This is a genomic window from Staphylococcus simulans (genome assembly GCF_002994445.1).
GTDB lineage: Bacteria > Bacillota > Bacilli > Staphylococcales > Staphylococcaceae > Staphylococcus > Staphylococcus simulans_B.
This window is the reverse complement of record NZ_MRZJ01000013.1, coordinates 22,585-37,641: the sequence shown is the minus strand read 5'-3', so window position 1 is coordinate 37,641 and position 15,057 is coordinate 22,585. Positions and strand designations below refer to the sequence as shown.

The following is a 15,057-nucleotide window of genomic DNA, read 5'->3' as shown; positions in this document are numbered from 1 at the left end:
AAGAAGACTGTTCCATCGCGAAACAGTCATCTTCTGTATGTTGAATTATCGTCTTGAACCTCTTCCGCCGCGGCGTGATTCAGCTTGGCGTTTGATAGACGTCATTTTCTCTTCGCTATCTTTTAAGAAGTTGCTTAATTTCTTTTCAAAGTCCTCTGGTTTATTGTGCGCAGGTTTGCCATGACCATGGCCGCCGCCTCTATGATGTTGTCTTTTTGGACGATCTTTCGCTTTTTTAATTGAAAGACTAATCTTGCCGTCGTCAGCAACAGATAGTACCTTAACTTCTACTTCATCTCCAACAGACAAGTGATCCTCTACATTTTCAACATAATTGTCTGCAACTTCACTGATGTGAACTAAGCCACTTTTCCCTTCAGGCAATTCTACAAACGCACCAAATTTCTTGATACCAGTGACTTTCCCTTTAAGCTTGCTTCCTACTTCGATTGACATATCCTAAATAAATCCTCCGATTTCTTTCAATTTTACTTAACTCTATTATATGCTTGTTGTCTTAATTTAACAATGGCATATCAGTTAATTCAATGAGATATTATGATTTTATCATTTTTAACACACGCATGACCTTACTTTTTGTCTTTTTTCCTATCTTCAGGAAGCTTGAATATCACTTCTCCGTCGTTGCTTAAATAATAATCATCTCGTGCGACTTTCTCAATATATTCTTTGTTATTCAAATTGTTCAGCTGTTCCTTCAACGCAATTTCTTCATCTTGTTGTTTTTGGAACTTTTCTTCTTTCGCTTTACGTTCTTTTGCATCATCTGCATTACTTTTGGTTTGAGAGATAACCATAATAGAAAGGACAATGATAATTGCGAGCAAAATTCCCGCAAAGAGCATAATACGACGTTTAACCACGCGCTTTTTCATTTCGCGCTGCTTTTTCTTGCGGTTTTCATTTTCAATATATCTGTTTTCCATATGCTCTACTTTTCTATTCATGGTCCGTCACTCCTTAGTCATTCTCATTAATACGCTCTTCTTTTACTAATTCATACATGCCTTTCGCATTTTCTTTCGATGCATGTTCGCTTAATCCAGTGACATGAATAGTAATCACACGTTGCCCGAAACGAATGACAATTTCATCACCGATTTTGACATCCGTACCTGCTTTAGCTGTATTGCCGTTGACCTGCACACGTCCTTGGTCGCTGACTTCTTTCGCTAAAGTACGGCGTTTGATTAAACGAGATACTTTTAAATATTTGTCTAATCTCACGTTATTCCCCTTCTTTCTGTTGTAAAAAGGCCTTCAGCTGTGCCTCATCATAGTCTTTATTTTTGACTTCATCATACAACGCCATAAAATGGTCTGCAAATACTTTCTCAAATTTTACACGCGGTGTTTTGCCTTCTTTTGCTTTCGCATTAGACCATATTGCTTTTAAATCATCGATATTTTCTGCATTTTCGCTTCCGAATACATGCGGATGGCGTCGAATCATTTTATCATTCAAACTTTCAATCACTTCACTGATATCGATATAACCTTCTTTTTTGCCGATACTTGCATGCAGCAAGACTTGCAATAAGATATCGCCAAGTTCTTCTATCATATGCCAATCATCTTCATGATCAATCGCTTCAAACAACTCAAAAGTCTCTTCTAACAGATAACGTTTCAGTGTTTCATGCGTCTGCACTTTATCCCATGGACAGCCTTTTTCATCATCCACTAATGTATCAATCACTTCTGTCGCATAATCAAAGTCGCGGTGCATCAGCGCCTCATCTTCAACACGCGGCAAGAACACACTCGTTAAATTACTGAATACATCGTGATGATCCAATTCATATAAAGGTGTTTCGATTACCGTTGCCCCTGTATTACGTGCACCGTCTACGATGTATACTTGGTAATCATCGGCATAGCGTTCCATCAATGTTAATTTCAAATCTCCTGCAGTCATCGCACTGAACACTTGTGTAATCAATGTGTGTGTACGAATATTCAATTGGTTCGCACTTAATGCTGTACCGTCTAATAAAGTAAATCCTTCGTTAGGATCAACTTTCACCGCTTCAAACACATCATCAATAAAACTTTTGCCGCCTAACACTTCGACTTTTATATCATCATGTTGTTGTGCATACGCCGTCAGCAATGCAGTTGTAGTTTCTGCTACACGCGGATGACCGGGCACAACATAGACAATATCTTCTTTTTGTGCCGCAGCAATCAATTGATCAACAATCGTTTGATAGACATTGCTGAAAGCATCGTTGTCTTCATATACTTCATCAAAGCTCGTCCACTGCAATTGTGTGGCTTGCTCTTGCAGTGCTTTGACAACCGGATGCGACAGTGTACGTGCATAAATATGTGTTTGCTTTGTTAAATAATTATAAATGCCTAACGGCATCTCATCTAATCCATAGTTGCCTAAACCTGCAATTGTAATGGTATGACTCATGATTTTCGTCCTTTCTTTATGCGATACAATTTATGTCCGAACGGCATATGCTGCAACTCTCGATACGTTAATAAGTTTAAATACACAATAGCAGCTATCACCACAATGACACCTGCAGCCGCTGCCGACAGCAGCTCTGCCATACCTATTAAACGACCGCCTGCCGGCCATAGATACATCACCGCTTGTACTGCAACAGTCATGGCTAACATCGCAGCCGCAAGCTTCCATACAAAGTACGACATATTGCGTAAACGGTAAAACTTTAATGTTCGATACTGCAAGACACAGGCAAATAAACACAGCGAACTTACAGTACTGATACTTGCACCGACAATACCGATCTTAGGTATCAATAGAATGTTCAATCCTAATTTTATAACTGCTCCTATCGCAAATGCAAAAAGAATCAAACGAGATTGTTCCCGTACTTCCAACAATGCAATATTCACCATAATCAGAGATACACATATCACCGTAATCATATAAATTACTAATGTTACTGTTAAAACATCATTTTTAAAGAAGACACGGTTCATAATCGGTAATAGGTTCATTAAACCGACACCTGCTGCAACACTGATCGTAACCGTGATTTTCAACGTCGCATCCGCATAGCGGTTCATACGTTCAAAACGCTGTTCTGAAAAGGCATTGGTTAACAACGGAATCAGCACAAAACAAAACGTTGTCGTTACAATTAAACCAATTTGGATAAAAGATGCCCCGCGATCGTAAATGCCTTTTTGAACAATTGCTTCATGAAACGACAAGCCGTAATGCTGCAATGTGCGGATAACCGAGAAACTATCCATCAACTGCCATGTCGTCACAATCAAGTGACTGACCGAAAAAATTATAATCGCAGCGGCTAAACGGCCCCAAACCGCTTTTGGCATCGTTGCTTCGCGCCATGTCCATTGAAAACCAAACGGACGTTTCCAGCTCAAAAAGATTGTTGCAGCTAAGAAACCAAGTCCAGATGCTAAAATCGACCATTTGCCTACTTGATAAATCGACCAATCATACAGTGCAAACACCGCAATCATTACCAAGATGATGCCTACACGTACAATTTGCTCGATAACTTGAGAGTAAGCCGGGTATTCCATTTGCTGTCTTGCTTGAAAACTGCCGCGCAAAACACCTAGGCAGCCGACAACTAAAAAGCTGCAGCTGGCCATACGAATCATCGGTGTTAAATGCTGATCACCCATAATATGGGCAATCACAGGTGCGCCAAGACAAATCAGTACGAACAGCACAAAACATGTACCCTGAATCCAAATCATCGCATGACTCATCCGCTTCGCTGTCGCATGCGCCCCGAAATTTTGCGTGACTGCACTCGGTATCGCATTCATAGATAATATCGTCGCAAGCGATAAAAAAGGATACACTTGCTGATAAGCATAAAGTCCTGCATCGCCTAATACGTTTTGGTACGGTACACGATAAATCGCACTCAGAACTTTCACCGCAATCAAAGCTAAAGTTAAAATGATGACACCGCTAAATGCTGATTTACGCTTCATCTGGGATGACCATGCTTTCTTCTAAAGCTTTCATCAAGAATTTCAAGCGGTCAAACCACGCGCCTGCCTTTTTATTTTTATTCAGCGTTACCGTCATCGCATTTTCAGACACGCCTACCTTCATATCGCGTCCAAGCGGCAAGGTTTGTTTGAATAATGCTTCACCGTTGATATCTTCTGTACCTTTTTCAGACAGATGGATGTCTACTGCTTTTCCGGTATCTTTAATACGTGTGACACCGACATGCAAGGCATGGATACGGATTTCTACAATATCCAGCAAGCGTTCGACTTCAACCGGATACTCGTTGAAACGATCGAATAATTCATCCTTAATATCCATCAGCTGATCTGCCGTTTCAATCTGACGCAATTTCTTATAGATTTCAATTTTAGATTGTTCGTTCGGAATGTAACTTGTCGGCAAGTATGCATCAATATTCAATTCGATTTCAATTTCAGGTGTGTCGTTTTCTTGTTGGATGCCGCGTTTTTCATTCACAGCTTCTTCTAGCATTTGTGAGTACAAGTCGAAGCCGACAGAATCAATAAAGCCGTGCTGCTGCTTGCCCAGCAAGTTGCCTGCTCCGCGGATATTCAAATCGCGCATTGCAATTTTAAAACCGCTGCCGAGTTCTGTAAATTCTTTGATTGCTTGCAGACGTTCTTCTGCAGTCTCAGACAATACTTTGTTTGTCGGGTGCAGGAAGTATGCATAACCGACACGTGATGAACGGCCGACACGTCCGCGCAATTGATACAATTGGCTTAAACCGAAGCGGTCTGCTTCTTCAATAATCAATGTATTCGCATTCGGTACATCGACCCCTGTTTCAATAATCGTAGTAGTCACTAAGATATCGTACTCTCCGTTAACAAAGCCGATCATTGTATCTTCTAATTCGCGTTCAGTCATGCGGCCATGCGCAACACCGATATTGGCATCCGGCATCAGCATTTGAAGCTGTTCGCGTTTCTCATAAATAGACTGTACTCTGTTATAAAGATAGAAAGCTTGTCCGCCGCGCGACAATTCACGCTCTAATGCTTCTTTGATGAAATTAGTATTTTGTTCTAAAACATAAGTTTGAACTGGGAAACGGTTTTCCGGCGGTGTTTCAATAACAGACAAGTCGCGCACCCCAAGCATACTCATATGCAATGTACGCGGAATAGGTGTCGCAGTTAACGTTAAAACATCCACATTCGTCTTCAATGTTTTGATACGTTCTTTATGGCGTACACCAAAGCGTTGTTCTTCATCGACCACTAATAGACCTAAATCTTTATACTGCACATCTTTTGCGAGCAGTTTATGCGTACCGACTACGATATCAATCGTACCGTCTTTAAGACCTTGTTTCGTTTCTTTGATTTCTTTTGGTGTACGGAAGCGGCTCAATAATTGAATATTGACCGGAAAATCCTGCATACGTTCTATCAATGTTTCATAGTGCTGCTGCGCTAGGATGGTTGTCGGTACTAAGAACGCGACTTGTTTGCCTTCCATTACCGCTTTGAACGCTGCACGCAATGCCACTTCTGTTTTGCCGTAGCCGACATCACCGCATAATAAGCGGTCCATCGGACGTTCTTTCTCCATGTCTGCTTTGATTTCATCAATAGACTTCGCTTGGTCGGCTGTTAAATCATATGGAAAGTCCATTTCGAATTCATGCTGCTGCTCAGTATCTGGACCAAATTGATAGCCTTGTGCCATTTCACGCTCGCGGTATAGTTCAATCAATTCATCTGCGATATCTTCAACACTTTGTTGGACTTTCGCTTTGGTTTTCTTCCATTCTGTGCCGCCGAGTTTGTTTAATTTCGGTGTTTTGTCTTCAGATGCTACATATTTTTGCACTTGATCCATTTGATCAACAGGTACAAACAGCTGGTCTGTACCCTTGTATTGAATTTTAATGTAGTCGCGATGCACATCTCCGACTTCAAGTGTTTCAACACCTAAATAACGTCCGACACCATGGTGAACGTGTACTACATAGTCGCCGATTTTTAAATCTTGGTACGATTTAATACGCTCAGCATTGGTCATCGTCGGTGTACGTTTTTTGGCCTTTTTCTGTTTTGATTTGAATAATTCGCGCTCTGTTACAACTGCCAGCTGCATATACGGCAGTTCGAACCCTTCAGATAGACTGCCTTCTACTATTACCGCATGGCCGCCCTGAACTTTGTCGCTTGCGCCTGCTTCGACAATCGGAATATGCATTTCGTTCATCATGGCTTTAACGCGTTCTTTCTTCGTTTCTGTTTCCACCAAGACAACTACGGTATAACCGTTATTGATATAGCGTTGGAATTCCGAACGCATAATATCATATTGGCCGTAGAACTGCTGCACCGGTTTGCTTGAGAATTTAATAATGTGATCCAGTTTAACCGGCATACTTGCTGTAAAGAGTGTGAAGAATGTGATTTTGCGTGATTTGATTAAACGCGCAAATGCATCATCATCCATAAATTTTTGACCGATAAAGCCTTTTCCACTTTCAATCAGCTGTGAAATAAAATCATTGACTTCGGTTGTTAATGTTTCTTCAGTATCCTTCACACGATTATATTCATCTACCACAATAATCGCATCGTTGCCGATATAATCGACAAGCGTTGCAGGTGTTTCGTACATGAAAGCCACTAATCTGCGAATCACTTGGTGATCAATAAAGTTCGTATCAAACTGCAAGAAGCTTTCATACGTATCTTTGACATCATTGCGGACAGATTTATCAATTTTAGGACGTGTTGTTTCATAAGCCGCTTTCAATTCTGATTGAATCCGTTTTAAGACATCTTTCGTAATGATATAGTCGCTCGCTGAAGTAATATGTGCTTCTTCTTGATTTTCTTTTGAGCGTTGGCTTTCTACATCAAATTCGCGAATCGAATCGACTTCAGTATCAAACAATTCAATACGTACCGGTGCCCCGATTAACGGATAGATATCAATGATACCCCCGCGGACTGAAAATTCGCCGATATGCGAAACAACGCTTTCTCTGCGGTAGCCCATATCTACCAATGTGTTTAAGAAGTCGTCGACATCAATATCCTCGCCGACTTTTAAATGTACTTGATGGGATTGCCATATATCGACAGGTGTCTGGAGTTTCTTCAAGCCGTTTAAAGGTATGATAAAGAACCCTCGCTGGCCTTGTGCTAAGGCAGTAAGGGTACGCACACGTTCACTCATCAGCTGCGGACTTTGTGTGGAGAACTCTTCAGTCATGATGTCTTGAAGCGGATATTTATAAATCTCTTCAGCATCTAAATATTGCTGCAAATCTGCTTCTAACTTATCAGCTTGATACAAGTTGTTCGTCACAACGACCATAGGACGCTGAGATGACAAATACTTCTCAGCCATCATCGTCGCTTTAGCCGCACCTGCTAATCCTGTAACCAATACATTTTCTTGTCCGAATACATCATTTAACTCTTCATATCGTTTATCTTTGTTTAAATAATCTGTAATTATTGATTTCACTTAGCCTCACCATTATATTCATTCATCACATGGTCGAAACGCGAACTTGCGATATAATCTTCAACAGCACGTGCAGAATGTTCTATTACTTTGTTCATTGTTTCCATTTCTTGCTTAGAGAATTTTTGCAATACATAATCCGGTACTGACATCCCGTTAGTCGGTCTTCCTATACCGATACGGATACGTTTGAATTGATCTGTACCTAAATGCTGGATGATAGATTTCATTCCATTATGTCCGCCGGCACTGCCTTTTTGACGTAATCGCACTTGGCCTTGCGGTAGATCCAAATCATCATATAAGACCAATAAATCGTCTGGATCTACATTATAATAATCCATTAAAGGGCCGACTGCTTCACCCGATAAATTCATCATTGTCATCGGTTCAATCAAAAGCACCTTTTCCCCTGCAATGCGCTCAATCGTATAAGCACCGCGAAACTTTTGCTTGTCTAGTTTGATTTGATTAGCATCCAGTAAATAATCGATAACCTCAAATCCGATATTATGCTTGGTTTGTTCGAATCGCTTACCGATATTGCCTAATCCGACAATACATTTCATGCTTCTTTTCCTCCATCTCTTTACTTTTATCTTTTAGTTGGCATTGGTCATCTCCCAATGTCTATGTATCGCTTTACCACCTATATTAACACAAATCACCCTTAACCCTGACCTGAAAAGCTATGTATGTTTTCGAGTGTTGGTCATGGGTTTCAGTGAAATAAAAAAAGCCGGACACACATATAGTGTGAACGGCAATCATTAAAAACGAAATTATTCTTCTTCTTTTTCGTCTTCTTTGTCTTCTCCAACAACTTCTGGTTCAGGAGTATCCGCACTGCCTGCTTCAACTTCTTGAATTTCTTCTTCGCTTGGTCCTTGAGTTGGAGGTGTTACAGTTACAATTGTATCTTCAGGTTCGTTTTCGATTGTGAAGTCGCCTGTTACTTTCAAGTCTTGAACTGCGATAGTGTCGCCGATTTCTAATTCAGCGATATCTGCTTCAAGATATTCAGGAATGTTGTCTGGTGTTGCTGTAACTTCAACATAGTGTAATGGTTGGTCAACTACGCCGCCTTCTTTAGCGCCTACTGCTTCACCAACTAAGTGAACTGGTACTTCTACAGTACGTTCTTCAGTCATGTTGATTGCTAAGAAGTCGATGTGAGTGATTTGGTTTTTCAACGGATCGAATTGGTAGTCAGCTACCATTACTTTGATAGTTTTAGAACCTACGCCTAAATCGATAACACCGTTACGTCCAACTTCACGGATAACTTTGATGAATTCTACTTCATCAACTTTAACTGATACGTTTTTTTGACCGTAACCATACATAACTGCTGGTACTTTACCTGAGTTTCTGATTGCTGTTAAATCAGAACGTCTTTGTTTACCTTGACGGATAATAGACTTTAATGAAGCCATTTCCTTTTTCCACCTTTCGTATATGAGATTTTCTATCGTCGCCTATATCAGACTATAAATATTGAATCTCTCCGCACTTGCCCATCGGTTGTTTGACCGCTTGCAAGTGTTTGATATGTTCACGACAGAAAGTCGCGAACGGAATTATTATACACATTTTAACAAATTACGTCAACCGCTGTTTGCAGAAATCAAACAGATAACTAGAAGAAAAGCCGCAGCCTGAGTGGCTGCAGCTTCTTAAATATTAGTCGAATAATACACTTACTGATTCTCTTTCGTATACACGAACGATTGCTTGTGCGATTAATCCTGCTACTGATAATTCAGTTGTATTTTCTGGTTTGCGTCCGTCATCAAGACGAATTGAATTTGTAACGATTAATTCTTTAATCGCTGAGTTTTCAATACGTTCTTTTGCCGGACCAGAAAGTACAGCATGTGAACAGCAAGCATAAACTTCTTTAGCACCTTTGTCTTTTAATGCTTGTGCTGCTAATGTAATTGTACCTGCTGTGTCGATGATGTCATCGATAATAATTGCAGTACGGCCATCAATGTCACCAACGATATTCATAACTTCTGCTACGTTTGGTTTTGGACGACGTTTGTCGATAATCGCGATTGGTGTTTTTAAAATGTCTGCTAATTTACGTGCGCGTGTTACGCCTCCGTGGTCTGGTGAAACGACTACAGTTTCTTCTGGGTCGATTTCAGGGTTGTTTTTGAAGTATTCCGCTAAGATCGGCACACCCATTAAGTGGTCGATTGGAATATCGAAGAAACCTTGAATTTGCGGTGCATGCAAGTCTAAAGCAATCATACGATTTGCGCCTGCAACTTGGATTAAGTTGGCTACAAGTTTTGCTGTGATAGGCTCACGGCTGCGTGCTTTACGGTCTTGGCGTGCATAACCATAATAAGGAACCACAATGTTGATTGTTGCTGCAGAAGCACGTTTGCATGCGTCAATCATAATAAGCAATTCCATTAAGTGATCGTTAACCGGATTTGATGTAGGTTGGATAATGAAGACATCGCAACCTCGGATACTTTCTTCAATATTGATTTGAATTTCACCGTCGCTGAAACGCTTTACCGAACATTTTCCTAATTCAATTCCAATGTTATCTGCCACCTCGTTTGCAAGCGGCTCATTTCCTTTCAACGAGAAAATCTTTAAAGATGAATTTTTATATTCATTAGCTAACATTTATAGTCCTCCATTTATTTGCATTCATGCGTTGTTCAAGTCGAACTGATACATAACATCCTATTTAATTTTACTGAATTGGACACGAGACATCAATACTTGTTAGTTTTTATTTTTATTTAAATAGCCTGGTTTTGTTGTTTGTCTTTCACGCGCTAGTGCTAAGCTGTCGTTTGGTACGTCGTCTGTAATCGTTGAACCCGCTGCAATCAATACGTTATCACCTAATGTAACCGGCGCAACTAAATTTGTATTGCAGCCGATGAATGCATCTTTGCCGATTGTTGTTTTAAATTTATTTTTGCCGTCATAATTGACTGTAATCGAACCGCATCCGACATTTGTGCGTTCTCCGATTTCTGCATCGCCGATGTAGCTGAGATGAGAAACTTTAGCACCGTCTTTAATATCCGCTTTTTTCACTTCGACAAAGTTGCCGACTTTCACTTCATTGCCTAAGTTGGCTTTTGGTCTCAGTTGCGCAAATGGTCCGACTGTTGTATCTTCACCAACTGACGCATCATTGATAACAGATTGTTTAATTGTCGTACGGCTGCCGATACGGCTGTTGTTGATTTCTGAGTACTGACCGATGAAAGCGTCTTCACCAATTACTGTGCCTGTACCTAAATGTACCCCAGGTTCCACAATTGTATCCATACCGATTTCTACATCCGCTTCGATATACGTTGTTTCAGGATCAATTAATGTGACACCATTACGCATATGATATTCGTTTGTACGTTTTCTGAATGCCGCTTCTGCTTTGCTTAATGCAACACGATCATTAACACCCATGATTTCGTCGAAATCTTCAGTGCGGTATGCATCTGCTGTGTGGCCTTCTGCTAAAGCAAGTGTGATGACATCCGGCAAATAATATTCGCCTTGTGCGTTATCATTTTTCACTTCTTCCAGCAAACGGAATAATAAAGCATTGTCAAAAGCGAAGATACCTGTACTGATTTCATCAATGGCTTGTTCTTCTTTTGAAGCATCTTTTTGTTCTACTATTTTTTCCAAACGACCTTCTTGGTCTCTGACAATACGTCCATAACCAAAAGGATTTTCAGCTGTCGCAGACAGCACTGTCACACCTGTTTGCTGTGCTTCGTGATAATCTGCTAATGCTTTTAATGTTTCAGGTGTGATAAGCGGAGTATCGCCGCACACGACCAACGTTGTGCCTTCTTTGCCTTTCAATTCATCAGCTGCCATCTTCACAGCATGTGCTGTGCCGAGTTGTTCCTCTTGGAAACTGTATGATGATTGATCTCCTAAAGTTTCTTTTACACTTTCTGCACCGTGACCGACGATTGTGACAATTTTATCTGTGCCAGCTTGTTTGACACTGTCGACCACATGTTCAATCATACTTTTGCCTGCTACTTTGTGTAACACTTTGTAAAGTTTTGATTTCATTCTGGTACCTTTACCAGCTGCTAATACTACCGCATATCTCTGCATGACTGCGAACCCTCCAATAAATTTACACTTCTACATTATTATAAATTAAGCCGAGTTGCACTTTCAAGACTCACCCTCATTCTTATCTGCTGACTGTCATTCGGGTTGCGCTTATCATAACACATCCATTTAATATTTTACACAATATTGTTCTGCGTTAAAATTTCCAAAGAATTAAGCGCTTCTTCAGTATTCGGCGATAAAAAACCCTCGATCGCATGACCGAGGGTTGAATAAGCTTTATTTATCATCTTTAAGCTTTGAATTAAGCTTCTTCGTTACTATCTTCTTCTGATTCTGATGGTTTCGCATTCTTATCTGGAATGACTTCATCAGTTTCATCATATACTTTCATCACAGCATCTTGAATTTCTTGTCTCATGTCTGAATTGATAGGATGCGCGATGTCACGGAATTCACCATCTGGTGTACGTTTGCTTGGCATTGCGACGAATAGACCTGAGTTGCCTTCAATTACGCGCAAATCATGGACTACGAATGCGTCATCTAGTGTAATTGACACTAGTGCTTTCATTCTTCCATCAGTTTGTATTTTTCTAAGTCTTACATCTGTCACTTTCATGTAGTGAGCCCCCCTAGTATATCTCTCTATTGTCTTTATAGAAGCTTACAATATTTAATTAAAAATTATTTTCCTTTGACTTGAGCGATGACCTCGATCTCAACTTTTACGTCTTTAGGCAAACGCGCCACTTCTACACAGCTTCTCGCTGGTTTGTGCGCATTGAAATATTGTCCGTAGACTTCGTTGATTTCTTGGAAATCATTCATATCTTTAATAAAGATAGTCGCTTTAATCACTGAATCGATATCAGCACCCGCTTCTTGTAAAACCGCTTTAAGGTTTTCCAAGACTTGACGTGTTTGAACTGATACTTCATCACTGACAAGTTCATTAAATTCATTTAATGGAATTTGACCTGAAGTATAAACCATATCATTCACTACAACTGCATGTGAATACGGTCCTAAAGCTTCAGGTGCTTTATTAGTGTGTATTGTCTTCATGTTGCAAATCGCTCCTTTTATGAGAATTTAGATAAAACGTTGCCTTGCTCAACTTTAAAGTCTTGATTGTATTCATCTACATCAGACAATTTGACCAAGGAAGTATAATCTTCAATCAATCTTTGTTTCACTTCTTTAGATTCTACAAGTACTGATACCCCCTTGACATGTGCTTTAAACTCATTCATCAAATTCATCACGCCGTTAATCGAGCCCCCGGCACGCATAAAGTCATCAACAATTAAAACGTTCGAATTTTCTTTAAGTGTGCGTTTTGACAAGACCATCGTTTCGATCTTGCGCGAAGAGCCTGAAACATAGTTGATAGAGACTGTAGAACCTTCTGTTACTTTATTATCCTTGCGAATAACAACTACTGGTAAATTTAATACATTTGCTACTGCATTGGCAAGAGATATCCCTTTTGTCGCAATTGTCACAATCGCATCGAGCTCTTCATCCATATAAATTGTAGCGATTAATCGCCCGACTTTATTTAATAATTCCGGGTTTCCCATTAAATCTGAAAGGAAAAGATATCCTCCCGGAAGCAAGCGTTCTTTTTCTTGCAAGAGCACAATTACTTCATTAATAACTTCCTCAGCTTCTTCTTTGCTCATTGTCGGGCGATACGTGACACCTCCGCTCGCACCTGCCGTAGTAATGACTGTTCCCAATTTCTCCTTATGCAAAGTTTCGCGAACAATGTGGATGTCTTCGCTGATAGAAGACTTAGCTTGTTTAAACTTCTTCACAAAGTGCGTTAAGGGTATCAGTTTATTCGGGTGACACATTAAATAATGCGTCATGTACACAATGCGCTCGCTTCGTTTATAACGCAAGAGAATCCTTCCTTTCTTATCCTAATAATCTTACTAAATAGACCTCGTTGCAGCACCCATGCACTGCATTATAAATATTTTGTGCTTGCTTGTAATGCTTTGCCAAACTATAAACGGTCGGTCCGCTGCCGCTCATCAATGCACCATCTGCACCGCTGTTCAGCATATTCTGCTTTAATTTCAAAATATCCGGATGCATCTCCATAGAGATAGCTTCTAAACTATTAGATAAAGCCGAACAAATCTGTTCATAGTCGCCTGATTCAATCGCTTCAATACACGCAGCTGAATGTGACGCTTTCTGCTGCACCGCATTCAGTTTCAATTCTTGGAAGACACAAGGCGTCGAAATCCCTACATTCGGTTTTGCAATGACAACCCATGCCTTCGGAGGCCGTTTAAGCAAACGCACCTTCTCGCCATGCCCTGTACATACAGCTGTCTTGCTGTAAATACAAAACGGAACATCTGAACCTACTTGCTCAGCTAATGTACTCAATTCATCCAGCGTCAAATTCAATTCAAATAATCGATTCATCGCACGCATGGTCGCAGCCGCATCTGCCGACCCTCCGCCAAGACCTGCCGAAACAGGAATCTCTTTATCCAGCACAATCGTTACACCTTGCGGGATTTGATAAGTTTCTTTCATCAGCATCGCAGCTTGAAACGCCAGGTTCTTCGCATTCTCAGGCACAAAATTATAATCCACCTTCACAACTACACGCTGATCCTCGCGTTTTTCAACAGTAACGCGGTCATTCAAGTCCACCGTTGTCATTACCATTTCAACTTCATGAAACCCATCATTTCTTTTATAAAGTGCATCTAAAGTGAAATTAATCTTGGCAGGTGCCTTTTCATATATCATATTACCGCCCACCTTTACTGTTCAATTTGCTTTAGTTCAGATATGTCTGCTTCACTAAAAAGTGATAAGAGGGTTCAATTTCCCTTGTACAAAAATAAAATGACGTACATCATCTGCATTATCGTTATTATAACACGAACATTGGCACACATTACAGTGGTTAATGTTATGAAATTGAAAAATATTTAAGTAATTTGTGAAGATACGTTATATTCTGCGCATATGATTGCCAACCGCAACAAAATCCCCTTATTTGTATGCTGCATTTTTCCTTTTCTTCTCAGCATCGCTTTTTATTTTGCATGTTCTATAACAGATGTAGCAGATATAAAAGTATAAAACACATAAAATGATTATCACTCAACGCAAAAAAAGAGGAATCCTTAAATCAGGATTCCTCTTTTTAAACGAAGCACATGGCTTCAACTCTATTATTTTCTAGTGTGCAACTGCATCCTGGTGATTTTCGTCTACAAACGAAACTTGGACGTTCTCCGTCAACACATCAGTGTATGTATAAGATACACGTTCAAAGTTATGTTTGTCTTGGTCTAATTCAACAATGAATACTGCAGGGTATGTTTCAGCTAACACTCCGCAACGTTCGATTGTTTTCTTACGACCACCATTCGCTTTAAGTACAATACGGTTTCCTAAATGACAATCAAGTGCATTTTTGATGTCCCAAATTGATTTTGGCATATTGCTCCACC

At 40.2% G+C, this 15,057-nt stretch carries 15 protein-coding genes; all 15 read right to left on the bottom strand.

Going from position 1 to position 15,057, the window contains the following annotated elements; translation table 11 throughout:
• Positions 1 to 45 precede the first annotated feature (45 nt).
• Entirely contained in the window at positions 46 to 456 is a 411-nt protein-coding gene (locus C7N65_RS11650) for a S1 domain-containing RNA-binding protein (protein ID WP_105994618.1), read from the bottom strand.
• A gap of 134 nt (positions 457 to 590) precedes the next feature.
• Positions 591 to 968: a septum formation initiator family protein gene (locus C7N65_RS11645; protein WP_105994617.1), complete on the bottom strand. Its 378-nt coding sequence runs from the start codon at positions 966 to 968 to the stop codon at positions 591 to 593.
• A gap of 13 nt (positions 969 to 981) precedes the next feature.
• Positions 982 to 1,248, bottom strand: a complete 267-nt coding sequence (locus tag C7N65_RS11640) for an RNA-binding S4 domain-containing protein (protein WP_105994616.1) — start codon at positions 1,246 to 1,248, stop codon at positions 982 to 984.
• Position 1,249: 1 nt separating this feature from the next.
• Complete coding sequence (locus C7N65_RS11635) at positions 1,250 to 2,443, bottom strand: MazG nucleotide pyrophosphohydrolase domain-containing protein (RefSeq protein ID WP_105994615.1); 1,194 nt, start codon at positions 2,441 to 2,443, stop codon at positions 1,250 to 1,252.
• Complete coding sequence (locus C7N65_RS11630; RefSeq protein ID WP_105994614.1) at positions 2,440 to 3,978, bottom strand: oligosaccharide flippase family protein; 1,539 nt, start codon at positions 3,976 to 3,978, stop codon at positions 2,440 to 2,442. The genes C7N65_RS11635 and C7N65_RS11630 overlap by 4 nt, the downstream gene beginning before the upstream one ends.
• Complete coding sequence (gene mfd / locus C7N65_RS11625; protein ID WP_105994613.1) at positions 3,968 to 7,486, bottom strand: transcription-repair coupling factor; 3,519 nt, start codon at positions 7,484 to 7,486, stop codon at positions 3,968 to 3,970. Before mfd ends, C7N65_RS11630 begins: the two co-directional genes overlap by 11 nt.
• Positions 7,483 to 8,055 (bottom strand): aminoacyl-tRNA hydrolase, encoded by a 573-nt coding sequence (gene pth / locus C7N65_RS11620; protein WP_105994612.1) that lies wholly within the window; start codon positions 8,053 to 8,055, stop codon positions 7,483 to 7,485. The genes mfd and pth overlap by 4 nt, the downstream gene beginning before the upstream one ends.
• A gap of 213 nt (positions 8,056 to 8,268) precedes the next feature.
• On the bottom strand, positions 8,269 to 8,922 hold the full coding sequence (locus C7N65_RS11615; protein WP_105994611.1) for a 50S ribosomal protein L25/general stress protein Ctc: 654 nt from the start codon (positions 8,920 to 8,922) through the stop codon (positions 8,269 to 8,271).
• A 247-nt stretch (positions 8,923 to 9,169) separates the two neighbouring features.
• A complete protein-coding gene (locus tag C7N65_RS11610; protein WP_105994610.1) occupies positions 9,170 to 10,135 on the bottom strand; it encodes a ribose-phosphate diphosphokinase in 966 nt (321 codons plus the stop codon).
• Between the two features lie 102 nt (positions 10,136 to 10,237).
• Positions 10,238 to 11,602 carry a bifunctional UDP-N-acetylglucosamine diphosphorylase/glucosamine-1-phosphate N-acetyltransferase GlmU gene (glmU, locus tag C7N65_RS11605; protein ID WP_105994609.1) on the bottom strand — a complete coding sequence of 455 codons (1,365 nt, stop codon included), beginning with the start codon at positions 11,600 to 11,602 and terminating at the stop codon, positions 10,238 to 10,240.
• A gap of 265 nt (positions 11,603 to 11,867) precedes the next feature.
• Entirely contained in the window at positions 11,868 to 12,185 is a 318-nt protein-coding gene (gene spoVG, locus C7N65_RS11600; protein WP_105994608.1) for a septation regulator SpoVG, read from the bottom strand.
• Positions 12,186 to 12,250: 65 nt separating this feature from the next.
• Positions 12,251 to 12,631 (bottom strand): RidA family protein, encoded by a 381-nt coding sequence (locus tag C7N65_RS11595; protein ID WP_105994607.1) that lies wholly within the window; start codon positions 12,629 to 12,631, stop codon positions 12,251 to 12,253.
• A 17-nt stretch (positions 12,632 to 12,648) separates the two neighbouring features.
• On the bottom strand, positions 12,649 to 13,473 hold the full coding sequence (purR, locus tag C7N65_RS11590; RefSeq protein ID WP_105994606.1) for a pur operon repressor: 825 nt from the start codon (positions 13,471 to 13,473) through the stop codon (positions 12,649 to 12,651).
• A 16-nt stretch (positions 13,474 to 13,489) separates the two neighbouring features.
• Positions 13,490 to 14,344, bottom strand: coding sequence for a 4-(cytidine 5'-diphospho)-2-C-methyl-D-erythritol kinase (gene ispE / locus C7N65_RS11585; protein WP_105994605.1), 855 nt, complete (start codon positions 14,342 to 14,344; stop codon positions 13,490 to 13,492).
• Between the two features lie 438 nt (positions 14,345 to 14,782).
• A complete protein-coding gene (gene veg, locus C7N65_RS11580; RefSeq protein WP_105994604.1) occupies positions 14,783 to 15,046 on the bottom strand; it encodes a biofilm formation stimulator Veg in 264 nt (87 codons plus the stop codon).
• Positions 15,047 to 15,057: the final 11 nt, after the last annotated feature.